Source organism: Streptosporangium nondiastaticum (assembly GCF_003011965.1).
In the GTDB taxonomy this organism is placed as follows: Bacteria; Actinomycetota; Actinomycetes; order Streptomycetales; family Streptomycetaceae; genus Streptomyces; species Streptomyces nondiastaticus.
This window is the reverse complement of the sequence record NZ_PXWG01000031.1, coordinates 36,866-61,860: the sequence shown is the minus strand read 5'-3', so window position 1 is coordinate 61,860 and position 24,995 is coordinate 36,866. Positions and strand designations below refer to the sequence as shown.

Below are 24,995 nucleotides of genomic sequence, written 5' to 3'. Positions count from 1 at the left end.
CGCCACAGCCGCCCCCAGGCCCTCCGGCCGGGCCGCCGGCACGGAAGGGCGGCACGCCAGCGTCAGGGCGCAGCGGGCGACCACGGCCGCCGTGAGCGCGGCGAGCGCGCCCCGCACGGGTGACGCCGCGTACGCCCCGGAGAGCGCCGCGACCTGCGCCAGCAGGACGAGCACGAGCGTGACGACCCCGAACGGCCCGATGTCCGACTGCTTCATGATCCGCAGTGCGTCGTCCGCCGGCTTCCCGCTGCCCAGCCCGTCCGCGACGTCCGCCAGCCCGTCCAGGTGCAGGCCGCGGGTGAGGACGGCCGGGACGGCGACCGCCGCCACTGCCGCCAGCAGCGGCCCCGAGCCGAGGGCGGTCAGGGCCAGCCCCGCCGCTGCCGCAGCCGCTCCCACCGCCAGCCCCGCCAGCGGCGCCGCGAGCATGCCGCCGCGCGCCGCGGCGCGGTCCCAGCGGGTGAGGCGGACGGGCAGCACGGTGAGCGTGCCGAAGGCGAAGCGGAGGGCGTCGCCCGCGGTGGCGCGCCCGGGCGGTGTCGTGTCGGTCATCGCGGGCACACTATCCGGCCACCGGCGGGCAGTAGGTTGCCGGTGAGGGGCCGATCGGGAGCGGGGCGAGCGTCATGGGCCAGTGGTTGAGCCGCAACATCGTCGAACCGGGCAAGCTGCCCCTGCTGCTCGCCCTGACCGCGTTCGTCCTGACCTTCCTGGTGACCCGGATCATCACCCGCCTGATCCGCGCGGGCCGGGGCCCCTTCCGCAACATCCGCCCGGGCGGGCTGCACGTCCACCACGTCGTGCCGGGCGTCGTGCTCACCGTGATCGGCGGCTTCGGGGCCGTCGCCGCGGGCCGGCACGGCTTCGGGGCCATGGTGGCGGCCGTCCTGTTCGGCACCGGCGCGGGCCTCGTCCTCGACGAGTTCGCGCTGGTCCTGCACCTGGACGACGTCTACTGGACGGAGCAGGGCCGCAAGAGCGTGGAGATCGTCGTCCTGACGGCGGCCCTCGTGGGCCTGGTGCTGGCCGGATTCCTGCCGTTCGGGGTGAACGAGCTGACCCCGGAGGAGCTGCACGACCGCGGCCTCGTGGTCGTCAACGTCCTCGTCAACTTCCTGATCGCGCTGTTCGCCCTGGCCAAGGGCAAGCCGCGGATCGCCCTGATCGGCGCGGTGGTCCCGTTCGTGGCCCTCTTCGGGGCCGTCCGCCTGGCCCGCCCCGGCTCACCGTGGGCGCGCCGCTTCTACCGCCACCGGCCGCGGGCCCGCCGCAGGGCCCGGGTGCGCGCCTACCGGCACGACGCGCGCTGGGAGGCGGTCCGCAACAGGATTCACGACCTCCTGGCGGGCGCCCCGGACCGCTGACCGTGGCCGCGCCCGCACGGCGGGGCGCCCCCCTCCGCGCGGGCCGCGCGCCGTCTTCGCCGCACCTCGTCCACCGCGCACAGCGCCAGCACCGCGGCCACGGCCGCAATGTGCTCCTTGCCCGCCAGGTTCGACTTGACCGTCACTTCCACCACCATCGCCAGGACGACCGCGCCACAGGTGAACCAGGCCCGGTAGCGCCAGGACACGAAGATCGCCAGCCCCACGACCGCCGCCGACGGGCCGGTGTCCACGACCTTCGCGGCCTCGGCCGGCAGCCCGAACACCGAGTCCGGCCCGATGTGGATCGCCAGCCGCGCGTACATCGTCCCGGCGAGCGTGGCCACGTACGAGATGGCCAGCGTGCGCCACCTGCCCAGGCAGATCTCCGCGATGCCGAAGACCAGCAGGACCTGCGCCAGCGCGCCCCACACGGGCAGGTCCAGCGCCGGGACGAACAGCGACAGCGGCGTCCGCAGCAGGGCGACCCACCACGTCAGCCGCGCCTGCACCGAGCCGATCTCCTGCACCGGCTCGAAGCCCCACGACTGGTTCTGGACGATCTGGAAGACGGCCGTCAGGGCGACGGCCGCGAGCGTCATCGGGATCGCCCGGAACCCCTTGCGCACGAGAGCCAGGCGGACGGTCCCGAACAGCGGGCCCCACTCGGCGCGCGCGGCGCGACGCAGCGCCGCACGGCTCATCGCCGGCTCTCAAGGTGCTTGCGGTTGAGCCACTTGGGCAGGCCGGGGGCCTCCAGGAAGCCCTCGGCGCGTGCGCTCGCGATGCCGATCCGCAGCAGATCGCTGCTCTTCTCGAACAGCATGAACCGAGGCTCCCAGATGGGGCGGTATTTCGCATTTGCTCGATAGAGCGACTCGATCTGCCACCACCGGGAGAAGAAGCTCAGCAGCGAGCGCCACGCCCGCAGCACCGGCCCCGCGCCCAGCCGCGAACCGCGCTCGAAGACCGAGCGGAACATCGCGAAGTTCAGCGACACCTGGGTGATGCCGAGCCCCCGCGCCTGCTGCAGCAGCTCGATGACCATGAACTCCATCAGGCCGTTCTCGGAGTCGCGGTCGCGCCGCATCAGGTCCAGCGACAGGCCCTTGGGGCCCCACGGCACGAAGCTCAGCAGCGCGCGCAGCTCGCCCTCGCCGTCATGGCACTCCAGCATCACGCAGCGGCCGTCGAGCGCGTCGCCGAGCCGGCCCAGCGCCATCGAGAAGCCGCGCTCGGTCGCCCCGTCCCGCCAGTCGTCGGCGCGCCGCAGCAACTGCGCCATCTCGTCGTCCGGGATGTCCTCGTGGCGCCGGATCCGCACCGTGTAGCCCGCGCGCTTGACGCGGTTGTACGCCTGCCGCACCGTGCGCATGGCACGGCCCTCCAGGGTGAACTCCGCGGTGTCCACGATGGCCTCGTCGCCCAGCTCCAGGGCGTCCAGGCCGTGGCGCGCGTAGACCGTGCCGCCCTCCTCGCTCGCCCCCATCACCGCCGGGATCCAGCCGTGCTCGCGCGCCTCCGCCAGCCACGGCTCGATCGCGCCCGGCCAGGCCTCCGGGTCGCCGATCGGATCACCCGAGGCCAGCGAGACCCCGCCCACCACGCGGTACGTGACCGCCGCCTTCCCGCTGGGCGACCAGAGCACGCTCTTCTCGCGGCGCAGCGCGAAATAGCCCAGCGAGTCGCGGTCCCCGTGCCGGTCGAGCAGGGCGCGCAGCCGCTCCTCGTCGTCCGCCGTGAGCGGGTCGGTGGCGCGCCGCGCCCGGAACGCCGCGTACACCACGACCAGCAGCAGGACCGAGCTCATCACGTTGATCGTGACGTCCACCCAGCCCGGGACGCTCAGCCCCGGATAGGCGCTCTCGTCGACCTGCAGCGAGATCAGCCGCATGAAGCCGTAGTGCCAGCGGTCCAGGAACGTCGCCCGGTACTCGTCCGGGGCGTCGTTCGCCGCCCGCACCAGCAGCGCCGCCGTCAGCGACGTGACCAGCAGGCCCACCACCGCGACGATCGCCGCCAGCTTCGGGTTCGACCGGTCGCCCTTGGCGTAGAACTCCTTCCGGCCCACCAGCAGCGCGGCCACGAAGAGGCCCGTCGTCACCAGCGAGAACCAGTTCAGCGCGTGCCGGTTGAACTCCCAGGAGGACATGAGCGTCGCCATGAACACCAGGAACAGCCCGGACAGCACCAGGTTCAGGATCCACGAGGCGCGCTTGCGCCGGCGCAGCGTCACGGCCATCACGAACGACCACAGCGCCGACGCGAAGCCCGCCGTCAGCAGATACGGCGTGAAGAACTCGTCGTCGTTGTGGCGCCGGATGTCCGCGCCGAACGACACCCACACCGCGCTGAGCAGATTGACGAACGTGACGACGCGCAAGTACCACACGGCGAAAGCGGCGGCGCGCCGTGACCTCCGGCCACCCGGCGCGCCCTCATCCGGAGTCAAGCGGACTTCTCCCATGAAAGAAAACGTTCAGGGCACTGTCTGCGACGGAAATCCGTGGTCCTCACTCCGGCCGCCGGGGAGGTCAGCCGCGCTCGGGAAGTTCCGCCGCCAGGGCCGCGGCCGCCTGCACCAGTGGCAGAGCGAGCAGCGCCCCCGTCCCTTCGCCCACAGTGACGCCATGATCGAGCAAAGGGTTGAGCGCCATCCGGTCAAGCGCCTTCGCCTGCGCCGGATCGCTGCTCGCCTGTCCCGCCAGCCACCAGTCCGGCGCCCGGAACGCCACCCGCTGCGCCACCAGCGCGCACGCCGCGGACACGACTCCGTCGAGGATCACCGGGGTCCGGCGGACCGCGCTCTGCAGCAGGAAACCCGTGGCCGCCGCCAGATCCGCGCCGCCCGTCGCCGCCAGCAGCTCCAGCTGGTCGCCCAGCACCGGGCGGGCCCGGCGCAGGCCGTCCCGGATAGCCGCGCACTTGCGCATCCACGCCAGGTCGTCGATGCCGAAGCCGCCGCGGCCCGTCACCACCGAGGCGTCCGTACCGCACAGCGCGCCGATCAGCGTGCCCGCCGCGGTGGTGCCGCCCACGCTCAGATCGCCCAGAACCACCAGGTCGGTGCCCGAGTCCGCCTCCTCGTCGGCGATCGCCATCCCCGCACGGAACGCCGCCTCCGCCTCCTCGGCCGTCAGCGCGTCCTCGAAGTCGATACGGCCGGAACCGCGCCTGACACGGTGGCGGGTCACCTCCTCGGGCAGCTCCGCGGGGTCACAGTCGACGGCCATGTCGACGACGCGCAGCCGGGCGCCCGCCCGGCGGGCCAGGACCGCGCCCGCGCTCTCGCCCGCGAGGGCCTTCTTCACGAGCGCCGCCGCGCCCTCCTCCGGGCCGCCGGACACGCCCAGCTTCGCGACGCCGTGGTCGCCCGCGAACACCAGGGCCGTCACCTGTTCCACCGGCCGGACCGGCACGGCCCCCTGCGCGGCCGCGAGCCACTCGGCGAGCTCGTCCAGCCGCCCCAGCGCGCCGGGCCGCAGCCCGAGCCGCTCCCGCCGCTCCTCCGCGTCACGCCGGACGCCCGGGTCGGGGCGCTCGATCAGCGTGGCGAAGTCATCAAGATTCAGACCGCTCATCCGCCGGAGCCTACCCGCCCGGTGGGCGGCTGGAACCGGCTCGTACGGGTTACGGCCGTTCTGCCACGGCGGGGCACGTCCGGTGGGGGTGGTCCGCGTTACGTCGGTGTGGGGCCCGCGCCCTTGGATCCGCCGCGGCGGTGCTCAGCCCCCGCCGGGGGTTGCGGCGGTGCCCGGCGACCCTGGGCGGAGGCCTGTACGGCACCGCCCGGCATGTCCGGTGGGGGTGGCTCGCCGTTGCGGTGGGGGGGGTGGGGCGGCCCGGCCGGCCAAGGGGGCCCCGCGCCGGGGGCGGAGGCCCGTTCGGTACCGCCGGGCACGTCCGGTGGGGGGGCCGCCGTTGCGGCGGGGTGCGGGGCAGGCCGGACGGTCAAGGGCGCCCCCGCAGGGGAAGCGTGGCGTGGACGCGGAAGCCCTGGGCGTCCTCGCGGGGCGCGGCAGCGCACGTGCCGCCCAGGGCCGTGACCCGTTCGCGCATGCCGAGGAGGCCGTGGCCGCCCTCCGGCGAGGGCGACGGAGCCGGCGGGCCGCCCCCGCCGTCGTCCAGGACGGTCACCGCCAGCGCGTCGGGCCCCCGGGCCAGGGTGACCTCCGCGCGCGCCCCCGGCCCCGCGTGCTTGTGCACGTTCGTGAGGGCCTCCTGCACCACGCGGTAGGCCGCCAGGTCGACCGCCGCCGGCAGCGCCTCCCCGGGCCCGCCGATGACCTTCACCTCCAGCCCCACCCGGGCGAACCCGTCGACGAGCCGGCCGAGGACGCCCAGCCCGGGCGCCGGCTCCGTGGGCGCCTCGGGGTCGCCGTACTGCCGCAGCAGCCCCACCGTCGCGCGCAGCTCCGACAGCGCCGAGCGGCTGGCCTCCCGTACGTGCGCGAGGGCCTGTTTGGCCTGGTCGGGGCGGCTGTCCATGATGTGCGAGGCGACCCCGGCCTGGACGTTGACCAGCGCGATGTGGTGGGCGACGACGTCGTGCAGCTCGCGCGCGATCCGCAGCCGCTCCTCCGCCACCCGCCGCCGCGCCTCCTCCTCCCGCGTCCGCTCGGCCCGTACCGCCCGCTCCTCGATCGCCGCGACGTAGGCCCGCCGGCTGCGGACGGCGTCCCCGAGGGCCCCGGCGAGCGCGGTCCAGGTGAAGAGCCCGAGGTTCTCGGGGGAGTACCAGGGAGGCACCCCGAAGAGCATGGCGGCGCAGGTGAGGACCGCGACCGTGGCCACGGCGAACCGCCACGCCGCGGCCCGCTCGGTGCGCGAGGCGATCGTGTAGAGCGCGACGAACACCGCCGTGGCGATCTGCGTGCGCGGCGAGCCGCCCCGGTCGGCGACGATCTCGGCCAGGGTCAGCGCGGACGTCACGCCGAGGACGGTCCGCGGATAGCGCCGCCGGGCCGTCAGCGCTCCGCAGGCCAGCGCGCAGAGCAGCAGGAACCACGGCCCGGGCGCGTGCGCGGCGCGGCCGCGGCCCGCGAAGGAGCCGATCAGGACGATCGCGTAGACGGCGAGGGCCAGCAGCGCGTCGGCGGCGACCGGGTGCGCCCGCAGCCACCGGTGCGGGCGGGCCATGCCGGGGACGGTGAGGGAGCTCATCGGGATCCCGTCTCGTGGCTGCGCCCCCGTCCCGTACGGGGGACAGGGGCGCGGCGGGGTGCTGGAGTGCCGGTACCGGGCGGAGCGGGCCCGGCCGGTCAGCCGGGGATGAGGCCGTCGTCGCTGAGCATCTGCCGCACCTCGTCGAGCGTGGCGTCGGGAGCGGGCAGGATCAGCTCGGAGGGTTCGAGGGCGTCGTCGGGCAGCGGGTCGCCCAGCCGGCGCACGGCTTCCAGCAGGGCGCCGAGCGTGCGGCGGAAGCCGTCCTCGTCACCGCCCTCCATCTCTTCGAGCAGCTCGTCGTCGAGCTTGTTGAGCTCCGCGAAGTGGCTGTCGGCGAGCTTCCACTGCCCTTCCCCCATGATCCGTACGATCATGACGGTCTCTCCCTCGGTCGGTGCCTGGATGCGCGGTGGACTACAGCTTCACAGGAACTGGGGGGCTACTGCTTGTCGAAGCGGGGCCGCTCCTGCTCGGCGTGCGCGGCGGCCTGCCCGCTGCCGGCGCCGTTGCCGCCCTCGATGGCCTGCTTGGGGGCGCTGCCGCCGGCCAGCTCGGCCTTCATCCGCTGCAGCTCCAGCTCCACGTCCGAGCCGCCGGAGAGGCGGTCCAGCTCGGCGGTGAGGTCGTCCTTGGCCATGCCCGTGGGGTCGTCGAGCGCGCCGGAGGCGAGCAGCTCGTCGATGGCGCCGGCGCGGGCCTGCAGCTGCGCCGTCTTGTCCTCGGCGCGCTGGATGGCCATGCCGACGTCGCCCATCTCCTCGGAGATGCCGGAGAAGGCCTCGCCGATCCGGGTCTGGGCCTGGGCGGCGGTGTACGTGGCCTTGATCGTCTCCTTCTTGGTGCGGAAGGCGTCGACCTTGGCCTGCAGGCGCTGCGCGGCGAGGGTGAGCTTTTCCTCCTCGCCCTGCAGGGTCTGGTGCTGCGTCTCCAGGTCGCTGACCTGCTGCTGGAGCGACGCACGGCGGGAGAGCGCCTCGCGCGCCAGGTCCTCGCGGCCGAGCGCGAGGGCCTTGCGGCCCTGGTCCTCCAGCTTGGAGGACTGGCCCTGGAGCTGGTTGAGCTGCAGTTCCAGGCGCTTGCGGGACGTGGCCACGTCCGCGACGCCGCGGCGGACCTTCTGGAGCAGCTCCAGCTGCTTCTGGTACGAGTAGTCGAGGGTCTCGCGCGGATCCTCGGCCCGGTCCAGGGCCTTGTTGGCCTTCGCGCGGAAAATCATCCCCATACGCTTCATGACACCGCTCATGGGCCTCGCGCGCCCCCTTCTGACGGACTTCGGCTCCAGCACACCTTGCAGACCCCACAGTACGGGCCCTGCTTCCATTACCGCACTGTTCGGGCGCGGATGCGCTCCTCCTCCAGGACGATCACGGGACGGCCGCCCTCCGGCGCAGGGAGTAGACGCACCACCGGGGAACGGTCCGGGGGAGAACCGGGGAACAACCAGGGGAACGGCCGCCGTTGCCGGATCGTTCCCCCGGAGGGACCGCGCCCCCCTCCCCGCACCCCGTACCCTTGGGTTTCGTGTTCCGAAGCCGTTCCACTTCCAAGGACGAGCAGGCCGCCGCCGCCAAGGTGACCGCGGGCCGGCCCGAGACGTCCCAGCAGCCCCGTGACCCGCAGGCCCCCAAGGGCCGCCCGACCCCCAAGCGCAGCGAGGCCAATTCGCAGCGCCGCTCGCTGGCGCAGACGCCCGCCAACCGCAAGGAGGCGACCAAGCGCGCCCGCGAGACCCGCCGCGTGGACCTCGCCAAGCAGCGCGAGGCCCTCGCCAACGGCGACGAGCGCTACCTGCCGGTGCGCGACAAGGGCCCCGTCCGCCGCTTCGCCCGCGACTTCGTGGACGCGCGGTACTCGGTCGCCGAGTTCTTCCTGCCGCTCGCCGTCGTCATCCTGATCCTCAGCATGGTCAACCGCGGCGCGTTCCAGACGTACGTGCTGCTCGCGTGGATGATCGTGATCGCCCTGATCGTGATCAACTCCCTGATCACCGGTCTCTCCCTCAAGCGCGCCCTCAAGCAGCGCTTCCCGGACGAGAACACCCGCGGCGCCGTGGCCTACGGCCTGATGCGCACGCTGCAGATGCGCCGCCTGCGTCTGCCCAAGCCGCAGGTCAAGCGCGGGGAGAAGCCGCGGGAGAAGCCCTGAGCGCCTTCGCGCCCGGCTTCGGCGCCGGCGCGGAGGAATGGCTGCGGGGGCTCGGGGGCTTACGGAACACCGTCCGTCAGGAGCTGGTGGGCCGCCAGCTCGACGAGCAGATAAGGGCCCGCTATCCCGTCGGGCGCCGGCTGCGCGTCCTCGACGTCGGCCCCGGCCAGGGCACCCAGGCGCTGCGGCTGGCCCGCGCCGGCCACGAGGTCACGGGCCTGGAGTCCGATCCCGTGATGCTCGGCGTCCTCCGCGAGGCGCTGGCCGCCGAGCCGGAGGGCATCCGCGAGCGGGTGCGGCTGATCGAGGGCGACGGCCGCGAGACCGGCGTCCACTTCACCCCGGGCTCCTTCGACATCGTGCTCTGCCACGGCGTCCTGATGTACGTGCCCGAGCCGGATCCGATGCTCGCCGGGCTCGCCCGGGTGCTCGCTCCCGGCGGACTGCTCTCCCTCCTCGTGCGCAACGCCGACGCCCTGGCCATACGGCCGGGCCTCGCCGGCGACTGGGACACCGCGCTCGCCGCGTTCGACTCTCCCGCGTACACCAACCGGATCGGCCTGGAGGTCCGCGCCGACCGGCTGGAGACGCTCACCGGCACGCTCGCCGGGATCGGGGCGCCGCTGCAGGGCTGGTACGGCGTCCGGGTCTTCACCGACCTGGCCGACGGCCGTCCCGTTCCGGCGGGCGCGGAGCTGGAGCGGCTGCTGCTCGCGGAGGAGCGGGCGGGGCGGACGGATCCGTACCGGGCGGTGGCGGCGCTCCTGCACCTGTGCGGTGTCCGGGGCTGACGCCGTTTCCGGTTCCGGCACGTACGCGTGCGGGCCGGTCCGGCACCGCCGGTCACCTCCGGTGGGGGCTGAGCACCGCGGCGGCGGATTCAAGGGCGCGGGGCGCCCTTGACCGGGCGGGCCGCGGGCGGTCCGGGGCGTGCCGCGCAGGCCGCAGGGCCCCGGCCGCCCGGGCGGCCGGCCCCGAGACCGCTGCCGCGCAACGCTCCTTCCGCCGCGACGGCGAGTCACCCCCACCGAAGGTGACCGGCGGTGCCCGACTGCACAGGTCCCTGTACCCCTTGTTGGAGCCGTTCGCCGGGACAGGCCGCCCCGGCGCGGGCGATACTCCGAGCATGGATGGCCCACGCGCCCGCGTCGCGCTTCTCGTGACCGCCGTCGTCTGCGCCGCGGCACTGACCGCCGGCTGTTCCACCACCTCGCCCCGTCCGTCGCAGAAGGAGCCGCCCGCCGCCTCGGGCGCGCCCGGCGTCCCCGGTTCGGCCGGTGACCTGCAGGCCGCCTACGAGAGGGTGGTCAAGGACGTCCTGCCCTCCGTCGTCCAGATCACCGCGGGCGACAGCCTCGGCTCCGGCGTCGTCTACGACGACAAGGGCGACATCGTCACCAACGCCCACGTCGTCGGCTCCGCACAGACCTTCAAGGTCACCCTGGCCACCGGCGGCGGGGCCGTCGGTGCCCGGCTCGTCTCCAGCTACCCCGAACAGGACCTCGCCGTCGTCCGGCTCGACGACGTTCCCAAGACCCTCAAGCCAGCGACCCTCGGCGACTCCACGAAGGTCGAGGTCGGCCAGATCGTGCTCGCCATGGGCAATCCGCTCGGCCTGTCCAGCAGCGTCACCCAGGGCATCGTGTCCGCCGTCGGCCGCACGGTCAGCGAGGGCCGCAGCGGCGGCGGCACGGGCGCCACCATCGCCAACATGGTGCAGACGTCCGCCGCGATCAACCCGGGCAACAGCGGCGGCGCGCTCGTCAACCTCGCGGGCCAGGTCATCGGCATTCCCACGCTCGCCGCGACCGACCCGCAGCTCGGTCAGGGCGCGGCCCCCGGCATCGGCTTCGCGATCCCCGCCGCGACCGTCCGCACGATCGCCGGGCAGATCGTCAAGAACGGCCGGGTCACCGACTCCGGCCGCGCCGCGCTGGGCATCACCGCGCGCACCATCGTCGGCCCCGACTTCACGCCCGCGGGCGTCGAGGTCGTCTCCGTGAACCAGAACGGGCCCGCCGACCGGGCCGGGCTGCGGGCCGGGGACGTCATCACCCGCGTCGGCAAGAGCGACATCACCACGATGCAGTCGCTGTCCGAGGCGCTCGCCGCCCTCAAGCCCGGCGACAGAACCGAGGTGTCCTACGACCGGAACGGCGCCGCCCGCAGCACGACCGTCACCCTCGGCGAGATGTGACACCGCCCGGCGCCCCCGCGGGGACGCCGGGCGTCATGCCGGCCCGGCTCAGCTCTCGGTCGCGGCGGTCAGGCTCATGGTGTAGATCTCCGTGTCGTCCTCGAAGAGCCGGACCTGCTCGGCGCCGCCGTCCAGGAGCTCCTTCCAGATCTCACCGATCCACGACTCGGCGTCCCCCTGCGTGCTGAACTCCTCCGGCTCCACCGCGGGCTCCACCGCCGTGCCGTCGGCCTTCTCGAACCGCCACACCCACGCCATGTCCGCCTCCGTCAGTCGTGTGTCACGTCCTGGATACGTCCTGCGCAGCGCAGCCTAACGGGCCGCCCTCGGCGAGAAAGGGTGAGCCCCGCGCGCCCGCGGCCCGCGGACGCGAGACGATCAGTGCGTGGAACTGACACTGCTCGGCACCGGAGCCCCCGACGGGCTGCCGCGCCCCGACTGCCCCTGCGCGTCCTGTGCCACCGCCGTCGGCGACGAGGCGCGGGCCGCGACCGCGGTCCTCGTCGACGGGGCGCTGCTGCTGGACCTCACCCCCGGGCCGGCGTTCGCCGCCGCCCGCGCGGGCCGGTCCATCGCCGGCGTCCGGCAGGTCCTGCTCTCCCACCCGCACGACGGGCCCGCCGTCGAGTTCCCGGCGGGCCTGCCCGCGCCCGGCCGGGTGCCGGACGGCCGCGAGCTGGCCGTGATCAGCGGCCACCGGATCCGCGCGGTCGCCCTGGACGCCCCCGGCACGGGCTACGAGGTGACCGCCGCGGACGGCGAGCGCCTGCTCTACCTGCCGCCGGGCGCGGCTCCCGCAGGCCTGAACAACGGCCCGGGCCACGGGTCCGCCCCGGGCGTCCGCTACGACATGGTGCTGCTCGACGTGATCGGCCGGCCGGACGCCCTCGCCCGGCTGCGCGCGGCGGGCGCCATCACGGCCACGACGGACGTGATCGCCGTCCACGTCGACCACGACGTGCCGCCCGGCCGCGAACTGCACCGGCAGCTCGCCGCGGCGGGCGCCCGGACCGTGCCCGACGGCACCACGCTCGTCGTCGGCGACTACCACGCGGTACCGGACCTGCCGCGGCGCACCCTGGTGCTGGGCGGCGCCCGCTCCGGCAAGTCCGTGGAGGCCGAGCGGCGGCTGGAGTCCTTCCCCGAGGTGCTCTACGTGGCCACGGGCGGCACCCGGCCGGGCGACGCCGACTGGGCGGCGCGGGTGGCCCTGCACCGCGAGCGCCGGCCGGGCTCCTGGCGCACGGCGGAGACCACCGACCTCGTACCCCTGCTGGCTGCCGAAGGGCCGCCGCTGCTGCTGGACTGCCTGTCGCTGTGGCTGACCGACGCGATGGACTCGGTGGGCGCGTGGGACGACGAGTCGTGGGCCGACGGCGGCAAGGACGCCCTGGCCGTGCGCGTGGCGGAGCTGGTGGCGGCCGTGCGGGCGACGCCGCGCACGGTGGTGCTGGTGAGCAACGAGGTGGGTTCGGGCGTCGTGCCCGCGACGGCGTCGGGCCGCCGCTTCCGGGACGAGCTGGGCCGGCTGAACACGGCGGTCGCGGGGGAGTGCGAACACGTGCTGCTGGTGGTGGCGGGGCAGGCGCTCGCGCTGCGCTGAGCGCTCCGTACCCTTGGGGCCCATGGCTGATCCCGAGCGCCCCGCCCCCGTCATCAAGGTCCTCCTCGCCGACGACCAGGCCCTCCTGCGCAGCGCGTTCCGCGTCCTGGTGAACTCCGAGCCGGACATGACCGTCGTGGGGGAGGCCGCCGACGGCGCGGAGGCCCTCGAACTGGCCCGGCGGCACGCCCCGGACGTGGTCCTGATGGACATCCGGATGCCGGGCACGGACGGCCTGACCGCGACCCGGGCCATCTGCTCGGACCCGGCCCTCGCGGACGTGCGCGTGGTGATGCTGACGACCTTCGAGGTCGACGAGTACGTGGTGCAGTCGCTCCGGGCGGGCGCCTCGGGCTTCCTCGGCAAGGGCGCCGAGCCGGAGGAGCTGCTGGCAGCGATCCGGGTGGCGCGGGCGGGGGAGGCGCTGCTGTCGCCCGCGGCGACGAAGGGGCTCATCGCGCGGTTCCTCGCCCAGCCGGGCGAGTCCGCGCGGCCGGAGGGCGGCCGGCCCGCCCGGCTGGACGCGCTCACGGGGCGGGAGCGGGAGGTGCTCGTGCACGTCGCGGGCGGGCTGTCCAACGACGAGATCGGCGAGCGGCTGGAGGTCAGCCCGCTCACCGTCAAGACGCACGTCAACCGTGCGATGGCGAAGCTCGGGGCGCGGGACCGGGCCCAACTCGTGGTCATCGCCTACGAGTCGGGCCTGGTCCGGCCGAGGGCGGACCAGCCCTAAGGGGTAGTGGACCAGCCGTGAGGTCCGGCCGCCGGAGCGGGGCCCGCTCCGGCGGCGGTCACCGCTACGGCAGCGCCAGCATCCGCTCCAGCGCCAGCTTCGAGAACGCGGCCACCTCCGGGTCGACCTCGATCCGGTTGACGACCTTGCCGTCCGCGAGGGACTCCAGCGCCCACACCAGGTGCGGCAGGTCGATCCGGTTCATGGTCGAGCAGAAGCACACCGTCTTGTCGAGGAAGACGATCTCCTTGCCCTCACTGGCGAATCGATTCGCCAGGCGCCGGACCAGGTTCAGCTCCGTGCCGATGGCCCACTTGGAGCCGGCGGGGGCCGCCTCCAGGGTCTTGATGATGTACTCCGTCGAGCCGACGTAGTCGGCCGCGGCCACGACCTCGTGCTTGCACTCGGGGTGCACCAGGACGTTGACGCCCGGGATGCGCTCGCGCACGTCGTTGACCGAGTCGAGCGAGAAGCGGCCGTGCACGGAGCAGTGCCCGCGCCACAGGATCATCTTCGCGCCGCGCAGCTCCTCGGCGGTCAGGCCGCCGTTCGGCTTGTGCGGGTTGTAGACGACGCAGTCCTCCAGGGACATCCCCAGGTCGCGGACGGCGGTGTTGCGGCCGAGGTGCTGGTCCGGCAGGAAGAGAACCTTCTCGCCCTGCTCGAAGGCCCAGGTCAGCGCCCGCTCGGCGTTCGAGGAGGTGCAGATCGTGCCGCCGTGCTTGCCGGTGAAGGCCTTGATGTCGGCCGAGGAGTTCATGTACGAGACGGGGACGGTCACGTCCGCGACGCCCGCCTCGGTCAGCACGTCCCAGCACTCGGCGACCTGCTCGGCGGTGGCCATGTCGGCCATCGAGCAGCCGGCCGCGAGGTCCGGCAGGACGACCTGCTGGTCGTGGGTGGTGAGGATGTCCGCGGACTCGGCCATGAAGTGCACGCCGCAGAAGACGATGTACTCGGCGTCCGGGCGGGCGGCCGCGTCGCGGGCGAGCTTGAAGGAGTCCCCGGTCACGTCCGCGAACTCGATGACCTCGTCGCGCTGGTAGTGGTGGCCGAGCACGAAGACCTTGTCCCCGAGCTTCGCCTTGGCCGCTCGGGCGCGCTCCACCAGGTCCGGGTCGGAGGGCGCCGGCAGGTCGCCGGGGCACTCCACGCCCCGCTCGCTCTTCGGGTCGGCCTCGCGGCCGAGCAGCAGGAGCGCGAGCGGCGAGGGAGCGGGGGCCTGGAAGTCCAAGGGCTGGGCGGTGGTCACGTCACGCACCCTTTCTGTTCTGCGGGACGGCCGGGAAGGGCCTTGTCGTCAAAATGACGCTATCTATCATAACTGCTTCGCGTCAGTTTGACGATGGTGATCGCGTCGATGTGACACATTCCCGATCCGGCGCGGGGTGTGCGAGCATGAAAGGCGGAAAACACCGCAGCAGACCCGGAATGAATCCGGGAGACCGGCGGTTGCAGCCGAGGGCAAGCAGTCCGCACCAAACCCGGGAGTGAAGCAGATGTCCGTTCAGGACGAGAAGACCACTGTGAGCGACGGCATCCTCCTGTCCGACGCCGCCGCCGCCAAGGTCAAGAGCCTGCTGGAGCAGGAAGGCCGTGACGACCTCGCGCTCCGCGTCGCCGTCCAGCCCGGCGGTTGCTCCGGCCTGCGCTACCAGCTCTTCTTCGACGAGCGCTCGCTCGACGGTGACGTCGTCAAGGACTTCGACGGCGTCAAGGTCGTCACGGACCGCATGAGCGCCCCGTACCTGGGCGGCGCCTCCATCGACTTCGTCGACACCATCGAGAAGCAGGGCTTCACGATCGACAACCCGAACGCCACGGGTTCCTGCGCCTGCGGTGACTCCTTCAGCTAAGTCGTCGCCTGCTTGTGCCGCGAAGGCGGTGCCCCCGACCGGGGGGCACCGCCTTCGCGATTTGCCGTGCGGCTCCGCTCACTTCTCCTGCTGCCGCGCCACGGGCTCGCCCGTCGACGCGTCCACCACCTTGCGGTCGCCCAGCGGCTCGTCCAGCGTCACCGTCTCGTCGAACTTCTTCGCCATGAGGATGCACTCCCGGCCCGGCTGCTTCTCCGTCCCGGTGACCTTGACCGTCACCGCGGCGGCCGACTGCTCGGCGGAGACCGCGTAATTCCGGCACACCCCGCCCCAGAAGTGCAGGACGAGCTCCTTCCCGTCCACGCTGTACGACTCCACGTGCACCGGAACCGACTTCGGCGTGCCCTTCCCCGGGCTCTCCGAACGGTCCGGGCCGGGGGAGTGGCGCACCAGGAACTCCGGGTCCACGGCAGGCTGCGCCACGGTGATCGACGCCCCCTTCTCCGCGCCCGGCAGACGCACCTGGAACAGCCACGACGGCACCAGCGCCTGCCGCCCGGCCACCGACTGCGCCGAGAGGCCGAGCGCGGCACCGGTCACCGTCGCGGGCTCGCGCGGCGGGGCCTTCGGCGGGCAGGGCACCGCGAAGCCGCGCGCCCCGTCCCCGTTCGCCTCCGCGTCGCCGTGCGGGACGGGTGTGGCGCAGCCGCCGATCACGGGTCGTCCGCCGCCGCCCTTGTTGAGCTCCTTCAGCGCCTCGTCGGCCGTCACCAGCGGGTACGTCGCCCCCTTCGGCGGAACCTGCAGCTGGCCGCTGCCCCGTACGAGCTGGCCGTCCGAGCCGACCGCCAGCGTCGTCCGCCAGCCGAAGACCGGCAGGCCGTCCAGGACGGGATCGGCGTTGACCGTCCGCACGGCACCGAAGAGCCCCGAGGCGTCGATCTTGGAGTCGTCCTGGCCGAGCGCCTTCAGGACGGGCGCGGCGACGCTCTTCGCCTTCTCCTCCGGCACGGGCGGCTGCCCGTCCGAGGCCGGCCCCTCCTGCTGCGGGCAGCTCGCGGGCGCGGCCGGGGACAGCTCCGCGTCGGGGTCCGTGCGCGGCCCCGAGCCCGGCGGGTGCACGCACCCCTTGCCGGGGTTGCCGTAGCGCGCGAAGGACCAGTTGCCGGGGCCCTTGCGGGCCACCTGCAGGACCGGTTCGTCCGCCCCGGGCGGGCCGCCCACCCGCCAGGTCTCGCCCTCCAGCTGAGGGGTGCCGGACACGTGCAGGGCCGCGGCGAGGGAGGCCACCTCCGCGCGGCCCACCTCGCCCTGCGACAGCCGGACCGCCGCCGTCCGCGGCCCGTCGGGCAGCTTCCCCTCGGCGCGGTAGCGCACGCCGCCCGGGTCCGGCTCGCCCACCGCGATGCCCTGCGAGGGCCCGGTGGGCCCGCCGCCGGCCGGGGCGTCCAGCGCGAGGGGCGGCGGGGAGCCGTCACCGCCCGGCGCACCACCGCCCTTGCCGCCGTCGCCCTCCGACGCCGTGGCGGCCCAGTACGCACCGCCGCCACCGGCCAGCAGCACCGCCGCCGCCACCGAGGCGACCGCGAGCCGTGAACGCTTCCGCTGCTGCTTGCCTTCGGGGCTGCCGCCCTCGGTGCTCACCACATCGCTCCTTCACTCCGCCCAATGTCCGTAGCGCCGCATCCCCCGGGAAGGGGACGCGGCTTGGACGGAGCACAGGAGCGAGCGGTTCCACCCGGCCGCGGCAGGGCCGGAACGGGAGCGTCAGTCGCCGTACTCCGACATCCCGTCGATCAGCCGCGCAGACCCCGCCGGCACCGAGACGCCCCTGATCAGCGAGGGCGGAACGGCCACGGCCGGCCGCCCCTGCCCCGGCGATCCCGTCCAGTGCGGCGACATCCGTGCGCACAGCCCGCGCAGCTCCGCCAGCGACTCGGGCTCGTACTCGCTAAAAGTGACGTCCTTCACAGGGTTCGGCATAGCGGCACCGTATGCACCCGCAACGCACGATGAAAGGGCTACTATTTGGTAATTTTGTCCGGACGATGGCCGAAACTGTACGCAGGTGCGAATTCCGGACCCGGTAGCGTGGTGTGGCTCGTCCTGATCCCCGTCACCTCGCCCCCGCAGGAGCAGAACCGCCGTGCGTATCGCAGTCACCGGCTCCATCGCCACTGACCATCTGATGACGTTCCCCGGCCGTTTCGCCGATCAGCTCGTGGCGGACCAGCTGCACACCGTCTCGCTGTCCTTCCTCGTCGACGAACTCGACGTCCGCCGCGGCGGTGTCGCCCCCAACATCTGCTTCGGCATGGGCCTGCTCGGCCTGCGCCCGATCCTGATCGGCGCCGCCGGCGCCGACTTCGCCGAGTACCGCGCCTGGCTGGAGCGGCACGGCGTGGACACCGACTCGGTCCGCATCTCCGAGGTGCTGCACACGGCCCGCTTCGTCTGCACCACGGACACCGACCACAACCAGATCGCGTCCTTCTACACCGGCGCGATGAGCGAGGCCCGCCAGATCGAGCTGCAGCCCGTCGCCGACCGCGTCGGCGGCCTCGACCTGGTCCTGATCGGCGCCGACGACCCCGAGGCGATGATCCGCCACACCGAGGAGTGCCGCTCCCGGGGCATCCCCTTCGCCGCCGACCCCTCCCAGCAGCTGGCCCGCATGGACGGCGACGACATCCGCGTCCTCGTCGAGGGCGCCACGTACCTCTTCACCAACGAGTACGAGAAGGCCCTCATCGAGTCCAAGACCGGCTGGTCCGGGGACGAGATCCTGGCCAAGGTGGGCACCCGCATCACCACCCTCGGTGCGCAGGGCGTGCGCATCGAGCGCAAGGGCGAGCCCGTCATCGAGGTCGGCTGCGCCCAGGAAGAGGCCAAGGTCGACCCGACCGGCGTCGGCGACGCCTTCCGCGCGGGCTTCCTCGCCGGCCTGACCTGGGAGCTGCCCCTGGAGCGCGCCGCCCAGCTGGGCTGCATGCTCGCCACCCTGGTCATCGAGACCCTCGGCACCCAGGAGTACGAGCTGCGCCGCGGCCACTTCATGGAGCGCTTCACCAAGGCCTACGGCGACGAGGCCGCCGCCGAGGTCAAGACGCACCTGTCCTGACGCCCACGGCCCCTGCTCCCCTCCGGGGGCAGGGGTCACGTGCGTCCGGAGGGGAACGGGGGCCGGCTAGCCGCGTCGCCGCACCACGTAGGCCGTGCCCCGCTCCGCCGGGCGTTCCCCCACGTACTCCTGCTCCCGCATGTCGCACCAGGCGGGGATGTCCAGCCGCGCGGCCTCGTCGTCGGACAGCACGGTCACCAGGCCGCCCACGGGCACGTCGCCGATGGCCCGGGCCAGCTCGATCACCGGGATCGGGCAGCGCTTGCCCAGCGAGTCGATCACCAGCCCGGACCCGGTCGCCGCGGCGCGGGCCGGCCCGGGTGAGGCAGGCGCGCCCAGCTGCTGCCGCACGGACGCCACCACACCCGGCAGCACGTCGAGGAAGCGCTCGACGTCCTCCTCCGCCGTGCCCGCAGGCAGCGACACCCGGACGTTGCCCTCCGACAGCACGCCCATCGCCTGCAGCACATGGCTGGGGGCCAGGGTGCTGGAGGTGCACGAGGAACCGGAGGAGACGGAGAAGCCCGCCCGGTCGAGGGCGTGCAGCAGCGTCTCACCGTCGACATACAGACACGAGAACGTGACCAGATGCGGCAGCCTCCGCACCGGGTCGCCCACCACCTCCACGTCGGGCACGAGCGCGGGCACCCGCTCGCGGATCCGCTCGACCAGCGCCCGCAGCCGGGCGCCCTCCTCCGCCGCCTCCTGCCGCACGGCCCGCAGCGACGCGGCCGCCGCCACGACCGCCGGCAGGTCGGGGAAGCCCGGCGCCCGGCCCGACTCCCGCTCGTCCGCCGGGCCCTGGAACGCGAACCGCGTCCCCTTGCGGACCGCCAGCAGCCCCACGCCCGACGGGCCGCCCCACTTGTGCGCGCTGGCCGTGAGCAGCGACCAGCCGCTCGCCACCGGCCCCCATGCGAGCGACTGCGCCGCGTCCACCAGCAGCGGCACCCCCGCGGCCCGGCACTCCTCGGCCACCTCGGCCACCGGCTGCTCGGTGCCCACCTCGTGGTTGGCGGACTGCAGGGCCGCCAGCGCCGTGTCGGGGCGCAGTGCCGCGGCGTACGCTCCGGGCGCCACGCGGCCCGCCCGGTCGACGGGCACCGCGGTGAAGCTGCCGCCGGCCGCCTCCAGGGCCGCGGCGGAGGCGAGGACACAGGAGTGCTCGACGGCGGAGACCACCAGGTGGCGGCCGGTGCGGCGGCGCCCGGCCAGCGCGCCGGCAAGGCCGTCGTGCACCGCGCGGGTACCCGATGGGGTGAAGACGAGCTCGTCGGGGCGGCAGCCCACGGCCTCCGCCGCGGCCTCGCGGGCGGCGTCCAGCAGCAGCCGGGCCCGCCGGCCCTCGCGGTACAGCCGGGCGGGGTCGGCCCAGCCCTCGTCGAGGGAGGCCAGCAGCGCCTGGCGGGCGACGGGGTGCAGGGGAGCGGCGGAGGCGGCGTCGAAGTAGGGCACACCCAGAAACTAACGCGTTGCCGCAAGGCCGCTCCGCGCGTACCTCCCGACCTGCGGCGCAGCCGTCTGACGGTCCCCCAGACGGCGGGCGGACCCGTGGATTCCATCCCTTCGGGGAGTGACGCGGCGCGTTGGGCACCCTCCCCGCGCGGCCCCAAATAGCGTCCAGTAGGGTTTGGTCCGCATAAACATCCAAACCCCTGCCCGCAGCGGGCCGGCGACCGACCAGCGAGACGGCCGCAGCCGGCCGCACGGGCGAGACTCTCGGGAAGGCGCTACGTGAGTCCCAACGGCTCCGACCGCTCGTCGCGGCGCCCGGTGCGGCGGAAGCTGCTGCAGGCGCTGGCCGCGGGCGCTGTCCTGGCGACCGCCACCGGTTGCACATCGAAGGACTTCCCCCGCCTCGGAATGCCCACTCCCGTCACGGAAGAGGCGCCGCGGATCCTCTCCCTGTGGCAGGGCTCCTGGGCCGCCGCCCTCGTGACCGGCATCCTGGTGTGGGGCCTGATCATCTGGAGCGTCATCTTCCACCGGCGCAGCCGGACGAAGGTGGAGGTACCCCAGCAGACCCGGTACAACATGCCGATCGAGGCGCTGTACACGGCGGTTCCGATCATCATCGTGTCGGTGCTCTTCTACTTCACCGCGCGTGATGAGAACAAGCTGCTGACCAACCCGGAGAAGCCCCAGCACGTCGTGAACGTGGTGGGCTTCCAGTGGAGCTGGGCCTTCAACTACATGGAGGACGTCGACGGCAACGCCGCGACCCCGGCGAAGCCGCTCCGGGAGAACAAGGAGCTCGACGCGATCCCGGACCGGTTCCTGAACAAGGCGCCGAAGGGTGCGGAGGGTGTCTACGACATCGGCATCCCCGGCACGCGCAACGAGCAGACCAACAACCCCGGCCCCACGCTGTGGCTGCCCAAGGGTGAGACGGTCGAGTTCGTGCTGACCTCGCGGGATGTCATCCACTCCTTCTGGGTGGTGCCGTTCCTGATGAAGCAGGACGTCATTCCGGGGCACACCAACAGCTTCACGGTGACCCCGAACAAGGAGGGCACCTTCCTGGGCAAGTGCGCCGAGCTCTGCGGCCAGGACCACTCCCGGATGCTCTTCAACGTCAAGGTCGTCTCTCCTGAGCGCTACAAGCAGCACCTGAAGGAGCTGGCGGCGAAGGGCCAGACCGGCTACCAGCCGGCGGGCATCGCGATGACGGATCACGCGAAGAACGCGGAGACCAAGAACAAGTGAGCATCCTCAACGAACCCCAGGGTGCCGCCGCCGCGACAGCCACGGCAGCACCGCCAGTCCGCCAGAAGCAGCCCGGTATCAATGCGGTCAAGTGGCTCACCACCACCGACCACAAGACCATCGGCACGCTCTACCTGGTCACGTCGTTCGCGTTCTTCTGCATCGGCGGTCTGATGGCGCTGCTGATGCGCGCCGAACTCGCCCGTCCCGGCACGCAGATCATGTCGAACGAGCAGTTCAACCAGGCGTTCACGATGCACGGCACGATCATGCTGCTGATGTTCGCGACGCCGCTGTTCGCCGGTTTCGCGAACTGGATCATGCCGCTGCAGATCGGCGCGCCCGACGTGGCGTTCCCGCGGCTGAACATGTTCGCCTACTGGCTGTACCTGTTCGGCTCGATCATCGCCGTGGCCGGCTTCCTCACCCCGCAGGGTGCGGCCGACTTCGGCTGGTTCGCCTACTCCCCGCTGTCGGACGCCGTCCGCTCACCGGGCGTCGGCGCCGACATGTGGATCATGGGTCTGGCCTTCTCCGGCTTCGGCACGATCCTCGGTTCGGTCAACTTCATCACCACGATCATCTGCATGCGCGCGCCCGGCATGACGATGTTCCGCATGCCGATCTTCACCTGGAACGTCCTGCTGACCGGTGTGCTGGTCCTGCTGGCCTTCCCGGTCCTGGCGGCCGCGCTGTTCGCCCTGGAGGCGGACCGCAAATTCGGGGCCCACGTCTTCGACGCGGCCAACGGCGGAGCGCTGCTCTGGCAGCACCTCTTCTGGTTCTTCGGCCACCCCGAGGTCTACATCATCGCGCTGCCGTTCTTCGGCATCATCTCCGAGGTCATCCCGGTCTTCTCCCGCAAGCCGATGTTCGGCTACTGGGGCCTGATCGCGGCCACGATCTCGATCGCCGGTCTGTCGGTGACGGTGTGGGCGCACCACATGTACGTCACGGGCGGCGTGCTGCTGCCGTTCTTCTCCTTCATGACCTTCCTGATCGCGGTCCCGACCGGTGTGAAGTTCTTCAACTGGATCGGCACCATGTGGAAGGGCTCGCTGTCCTTCGAGACCCCGATGCTGTGGGCCACCGGCTTCCTGATCACCTTCACCTTCGGTGGTCTGACCGGTGTCATCCTGGCCTCGCCCCCGCTGGACTTCCACGTCTCCGACTCGTACTTCGTGGTCGCGCACTTCCACTACGTCATCTTCGGCACCGTGGTGTTCGCGATGTTCTCCGGCTTCCACTTCTGGTGGCCGAAGTTCACGGGCAAGATGCTGGACGAGAAGCTCGGCAAGATCACCTTCTGGACGCTGTTCGTGGGCTTCCACGGCACGTTCCTGGTGCAGCACTGGCTCGGCGCCGAGGGCATGCCCCGCCGCTACGCGGACTACCTGGCCGCCGACGGCTTCACCACGCTGAACACCATCTCGACCATCAGCTCCTTCCTGCTGGGCCTGTCGATCCTGCCGTTCATGTACAACGTCTGGAAGACCGCCAAGTACGGCAAGAAGGTCGAGGTCGACGACCCGTGGGGCTACGGCCGCTCGCTGGAGTGGGCGACCTCCTGCCCGCCGCCGCGGCACAACTTCCTCACGCTGCCGCGCATCCGCTCCGAATCCCCGGCGTTCGACCTGCACCACCCGGAGATCGCGGCCCTGGAGCTCGAAGAGAACCTCGCGGCTGAGAAGGCCCTCGCGGGTGGCAAGGAGGCCGGCAAGTGAAGATCCAGGGCAAGATGTTCATCTGGCTCTCCGTCTTCATCCTCGCCATGGCGTGTGTCTATGGCGTGTGGTCGAAGGAGGCCGCCGGTACGACGGCGCTCTTCATGGCCTTCGGACTGTGCGTCATGGTCGGCTACTACCTGGCGTTCACCGCACGCCGCGTGGACACCGGCGCCGGTGACAACAAGGAGGCGGACGTCGCCGACGACGCCGGCGAGCTGGGCTTCTTCGCCCCGCACAGCTGGCAGCCGCTCTCCCTGGCGGTCGGTGGCGCGCTGGCCTTCCTGAGCATCTGCTTCGGCTGGTGGCTGATGTACTTCTCCGCCCCGATCATCCTGGTCGGCCTCTTCGGCTGGGTGTTCGAGTTCTACCGCGGCGAGAACCAGAACCAGTAACGGCGGGCGCAGGCCGAGCCGTCCGGGCCCCGCACACCTCACCGGTGTGCGGGGCCCGGTGCTTTTTGCCGGTGCGGCCCGCGCACAACCACCCGTTTGCAGTCACCCGACAGGCCGTACGCTTCGATCGTCCCTACGGTGTGAGACATGACCCAGTCACCTCGACACCGCTTGGCGCTCTGCGGCGCCGTGCTGCTGACCGCGCTGGCGGTGGGGGTCACCGCCTGCGGCGGCTCGTCCAACCCGCTGGCCGACAAGCCCTACGACGCCGGCGGTCAGGTGGAGCTCACCAGTGCCCGCGACGGGCAGAAGGCGGACCCCAGCAAGCCGCTGGAGGTGACCGCCAGGGGCGACGACCGCATCACCGACGTCACCGCCACGGACGCCGCCGGCCGCTACGTGAAGGGCGAACTCGCCCCCGACGGATCCCGCTGGCACAGCACCGGCGCCCTCGCCGCCGGAGCCCACTACACCGTCCGCGTCACCACCGAGGACGAGAACGGGTCCCAGGGGCGCCGCACGATCGGCTTCGACACCAACCCGGCCGACCGCCTCCTGCGCGTCAGTTTCGGCCCGCAGAGCGGCACCTACGGCGTGGGACAGCCCATCACCGCCGAGCTGAGCACCCCCGTCCAGGACCCGGCCGCCCGCGCCGTCGTCGAACGCACCCTCAGGGTCGAGTCGCAGCCCGCCGTGGAGGGCGCCTGGCACTGGGTGGACAACCGCACCCTGCACTACCGGCCCAAGGAGTACTGGCCCGCCAACTCCACCGTCGACGTGCACGCCACCCTCGACGGCATCAAGGTCGGCGGCGGCCTCTACGGAGGCCCCTCCAAGCCCATCAGGCTGACCACGGGCGACCGCATCGAGGCCGTCACCGACGCCGGCGCCCACAGCATGACCGTGCTGCGCAACGGCAAGGAGATCCGGTCCATCCCGGTGACCACCGGCAAACCCGGCTACGCCACCCGCAACGGGGTCAAGGTGATCCTGGGCCGGGAATCCTTCGTACGGATGCGCGGCACCAGCATCGGCATCGCCGAGGGCAGCGCCGACTCCTACGACCTGCCCGTCTACTGGGCCACCCGGGTCACCTGGAGCGGCGAGTACGTGCACGCCGCCCCCTGGTCCGAGGGCTCCCAGGGCTGGGAGAACGTCAGCCACGGCTGCACCGGCATGAGCACCGCCAACGCCAAGTGGTTCTTCGACACCGTCCACGTCGGCGACCTCGTCAAGGTCGTGGGCAGCGCGGGCGACACCATGACGCCCTTCGACAACGGCTTCGGCGACTGGAACGTGGACTGGGACGAATGGCGCAAGGGCAGTGCCCTCGTCGGGGGCAAGAAGCAGGGGCCCGGCCCCGCCGAAGCGGCCCGCCTGCGCCCCGAGCTCTAGCCGCCCCGCGGGGCCCGCGGGCCCCGCTCCGTCAGGCGTCCACGGCCTTCCGGCTGCGCAGCAGGCCCGCCAGCGCCTCGGCGAACGCCGCCGGGTCCAGCGGGTGCGTCACGGCCGCGTCCGCGCGGCTCCAGGTGGCCAGCCAGGCGTCCTGCGGGCGGCCCATCAGCAGCAGCACCGGCGGGCAGCGGAACACCTCGTCCTTCAGCTGCCGGCACACCCCCATGCCGCCCGCGGGCGCCGTCTCGCCGTCCAGGACGCACACGTCCACGTGGTGCTCCTCCAGGGCCGCCAGGACGCCCGGGAGCGTCGCGCACTCCACGTACGCGACCGGCGGCACGTCCGGGGCCGGCCTGCGCCCCGCGGCCAGCCGGACCTGCTCGCGGGTGTCCGCGTTGTCGCTGTAGACCAGCACGGTGGCCGTCGGCTGCATCGTTCCTCCAGGCTTGTGTTCGGCACAGCTGTGGATCTGACGTGGAGCTGATCGATGGCCGGACTCTACTCCGCGAACACCCTTCCGGAGGAGGGTCCGTCAGGCCCGCGAGGTGCCCCGGAACGTCCGGTTCCCCCCTTTGGGGGACCCCGGCACTGGGCCGTACGAGCAGCGCACATGCTCTTGACACACCGAA

25 protein-coding genes are annotated in these 24,995 nt (G+C 72.8%); 12 read left to right on the top strand and 13 right to left on the bottom strand.

Annotated elements, in window-relative coordinates:
• Positions 1-552, bottom strand: a 552-nt coding sequence (locus B7P34_RS14775) for an adenosylcobinamide-GDP ribazoletransferase (RefSeq protein WP_106676639.1), incomplete at its 3' end; no start/stop codon positions are given.
• 74 nt (positions 553-626) lie between these two features.
• On the opposite strand from B7P34_RS14775, the gene B7P34_RS14770 reads away from it, so the two are divergent.
• Positions 627-1,364: a hypothetical protein gene (locus B7P34_RS14770; protein ID WP_106676637.1), complete on the top strand. Its 738-nt coding sequence runs from the start codon at positions 627-629 to the stop codon at positions 1,362-1,364.
• On the opposite strand, the gene B7P34_RS37480 is transcribed toward B7P34_RS14770, so the two are convergent.
• The 6 genes from B7P34_RS37480 to B7P34_RS14740 all read right to left on the bottom strand — a co-directional run bounded on the left by B7P34_RS37480 (position 1,331) and on the right by B7P34_RS14740 (position 7,773).
• Entirely contained in the window at positions 1,331-2,068 is a 738-nt protein-coding gene (locus tag B7P34_RS37480; protein ID WP_189382783.1) for a hypothetical protein, read from the bottom strand. The genes B7P34_RS14770 and B7P34_RS37480 overlap by 34 nt on opposite strands.
• Entirely contained in the window at positions 2,065-3,831 is a 1,767-nt protein-coding gene (locus tag B7P34_RS14760; RefSeq protein ID WP_106676635.1) for a phosphatidylglycerol lysyltransferase domain-containing protein, read from the bottom strand. The genes B7P34_RS37480 and B7P34_RS14760 overlap by 4 nt, the downstream gene beginning before the upstream one ends.
• Before the next feature lie 67 nt (positions 3,832-3,898).
• Complete coding sequence (gene cobT / locus B7P34_RS14755; protein ID WP_106676633.1) at positions 3,899-4,945, bottom strand: nicotinate-nucleotide--dimethylbenzimidazole phosphoribosyltransferase; 1,047 nt, start codon at positions 4,943-4,945, stop codon at positions 3,899-3,901.
• Positions 4,946-5,315: 370 nt separating this feature from the next.
• On the bottom strand, positions 5,316-6,527 hold the full coding sequence (locus B7P34_RS14750) for a sensor histidine kinase (RefSeq protein WP_106676631.1): 1,212 nt from the start codon (positions 6,525-6,527) through the stop codon (positions 5,316-5,318).
• A 98-nt stretch (positions 6,528-6,625) separates the two neighbouring features.
• Positions 6,626-6,904, bottom strand: coding sequence for a PspA-associated protein PspAA (gene pspAA / locus B7P34_RS14745; RefSeq protein WP_106676629.1), 279 nt, complete (start codon positions 6,902-6,904; stop codon positions 6,626-6,628).
• A 65-nt stretch (positions 6,905-6,969) separates the two neighbouring features.
• Positions 6,970-7,773, bottom strand: a complete 804-nt coding sequence (locus B7P34_RS14740) for a PspA/IM30 family protein (RefSeq protein ID WP_106676627.1) — start codon at positions 7,771-7,773, stop codon at positions 6,970-6,972.
• A gap of 278 nt (positions 7,774-8,051) precedes the next feature.
• Here B7P34_RS14740 and B7P34_RS14735 point away from each other — a divergent pair, with 278 nt between their 5' ends.
• From B7P34_RS14735 to B7P34_RS14725, 3 genes are all read left to right on the top strand, one after another.
• Positions 8,052-8,675 (top strand): DUF3043 domain-containing protein, encoded by a 624-nt coding sequence (locus tag B7P34_RS14735; protein WP_106676647.1) that lies wholly within the window; start codon positions 8,052-8,054, stop codon positions 8,673-8,675.
• A gap of 86 nt (positions 8,676-8,761) precedes the next feature.
• A complete protein-coding gene (locus B7P34_RS14730; protein WP_106676625.1) occupies positions 8,762-9,466 on the top strand; it encodes a class I SAM-dependent methyltransferase in 705 nt (234 codons plus the stop codon).
• Positions 9,467-9,801: 335 nt separating this feature from the next.
• Positions 9,802-10,872: a S1C family serine protease gene (locus B7P34_RS14725; RefSeq protein ID WP_106676623.1), complete on the top strand. Its 1,071-nt coding sequence runs from the start codon at positions 9,802-9,804 to the stop codon at positions 10,870-10,872.
• Positions 10,873-10,920: 48 nt separating this feature from the next.
• Here B7P34_RS14725 and B7P34_RS14720 read toward each other — a convergent pair whose 3' ends face one another.
• Entirely contained in the window at positions 10,921-11,130 is a 210-nt protein-coding gene (locus B7P34_RS14720; RefSeq protein ID WP_106676622.1) for a hypothetical protein, read from the bottom strand.
• A gap of 127 nt (positions 11,131-11,257) precedes the next feature.
• On the opposite strand from B7P34_RS14720, the gene B7P34_RS14715 reads away from it, so the two are divergent.
• Together B7P34_RS14715 and B7P34_RS14710 are read left to right on the top strand one after the other, a co-directional pair.
• Positions 11,258-12,475: a bifunctional adenosylcobinamide kinase/adenosylcobinamide-phosphate guanylyltransferase gene (locus B7P34_RS14715; protein ID WP_189382781.1), complete on the top strand. Its 1,218-nt coding sequence runs from the start codon at positions 11,258-11,260 to the stop codon at positions 12,473-12,475.
• Positions 12,476-12,497: 22 nt separating this feature from the next.
• Positions 12,498-13,208, top strand: coding sequence for a response regulator (locus B7P34_RS14710; protein ID WP_106676620.1), 711 nt, complete (start codon positions 12,498-12,500; stop codon positions 13,206-13,208).
• Positions 13,209-13,272: 64 nt separating this feature from the next.
• Here B7P34_RS14710 and nadA read toward each other — a convergent pair whose 3' ends face one another.
• Positions 13,273-14,460: a quinolinate synthase NadA gene (gene nadA / locus B7P34_RS14705; RefSeq protein WP_106676618.1), complete on the bottom strand. Its 1,188-nt coding sequence runs from the start codon at positions 14,458-14,460 to the stop codon at positions 13,273-13,275.
• Positions 14,461-14,707: 247 nt separating this feature from the next.
• Here nadA and erpA point away from each other — a divergent pair, with 247 nt between their 5' ends.
• A complete protein-coding gene (erpA, locus tag B7P34_RS14700; protein ID WP_004946545.1) occupies positions 14,708-15,064 on the top strand; it encodes an iron-sulfur cluster insertion protein ErpA in 357 nt (118 codons plus the stop codon).
• A 78-nt stretch (positions 15,065-15,142) separates the two neighbouring features.
• On the opposite strand, the gene B7P34_RS14695 is transcribed toward erpA, so the two are convergent.
• On the bottom strand, positions 15,143-16,669 hold the full coding sequence (locus B7P34_RS14695; protein ID WP_106676616.1) for a hypothetical protein: 1,527 nt from the start codon (positions 16,667-16,669) through the stop codon (positions 15,143-15,145).
• Between the two features lie 123 nt (positions 16,670-16,792).
• The gene (locus tag B7P34_RS14690) at positions 16,793-17,008 is read right to left on the bottom strand and encodes a hypothetical protein (RefSeq protein WP_106676614.1); all 216 of its coding nucleotides are present in this window, start codon (positions 17,006-17,008) and stop codon (positions 16,793-16,795) included.
• Positions 17,009-17,171: 163 nt separating this feature from the next.
• Here B7P34_RS14690 and B7P34_RS14685 point away from each other — a divergent pair, with 163 nt between their 5' ends.
• Entirely contained in the window at positions 17,172-18,146 is a 975-nt protein-coding gene (locus B7P34_RS14685; protein WP_106676612.1) for a carbohydrate kinase family protein, read from the top strand.
• A 66-nt stretch (positions 18,147-18,212) separates the two neighbouring features.
• Here the strand turns inward: B7P34_RS14685 and B7P34_RS14680 are convergent, their stop codons facing one another.
• Positions 18,213-19,601, bottom strand: coding sequence for a cysteine desulfurase/sulfurtransferase TusA family protein (locus B7P34_RS14680; protein WP_106676610.1), 1,389 nt, complete (start codon positions 19,599-19,601; stop codon positions 18,213-18,215).
• Positions 19,602-19,880: 279 nt separating this feature from the next.
• Between B7P34_RS14680 and ctaC the strand changes: the two genes are divergently transcribed.
• The 4 genes from ctaC to B7P34_RS14660 all read left to right on the top strand — a co-directional run bounded on the left by ctaC (position 19,881) and on the right by B7P34_RS14660 (position 24,366).
• Complete coding sequence (ctaC, locus tag B7P34_RS14675; RefSeq protein WP_106676608.1) at positions 19,881-20,852, top strand: aa3-type cytochrome oxidase subunit II; 972 nt, start codon at positions 19,881-19,883, stop codon at positions 20,850-20,852.
• Positions 20,849-22,576: an aa3-type cytochrome oxidase subunit I gene (ctaD, locus tag B7P34_RS14670; protein WP_106676606.1), complete on the top strand. Its 1,728-nt coding sequence runs from the start codon at positions 20,849-20,851 to the stop codon at positions 22,574-22,576. Before ctaC ends, ctaD begins: the two co-directional genes overlap by 4 nt.
• Complete coding sequence (locus tag B7P34_RS14665; protein ID WP_030364644.1) at positions 22,573-22,971, top strand: cytochrome c oxidase subunit 4; 399 nt, start codon at positions 22,573-22,575, stop codon at positions 22,969-22,971. The genes ctaD and B7P34_RS14665 overlap by 4 nt, the downstream gene beginning before the upstream one ends.
• 147 nt (positions 22,972-23,118) lie before the next feature.
• Entirely contained in the window at positions 23,119-24,366 is a 1,248-nt protein-coding gene (locus tag B7P34_RS14660) for a L,D-transpeptidase (RefSeq protein ID WP_106676604.1), read from the top strand.
• Positions 24,367-24,397: 31 nt separating this feature from the next.
• Here B7P34_RS14660 and B7P34_RS14655 read toward each other — a convergent pair whose 3' ends face one another.
• The gene (locus B7P34_RS14655) at positions 24,398-24,799 is read right to left on the bottom strand and encodes a response regulator transcription factor (RefSeq protein ID WP_106676602.1); all 402 of its coding nucleotides are present in this window, start codon (positions 24,797-24,799) and stop codon (positions 24,398-24,400) included.
• Between the last annotated feature and the right edge of the window lie 196 nt (positions 24,800-24,995).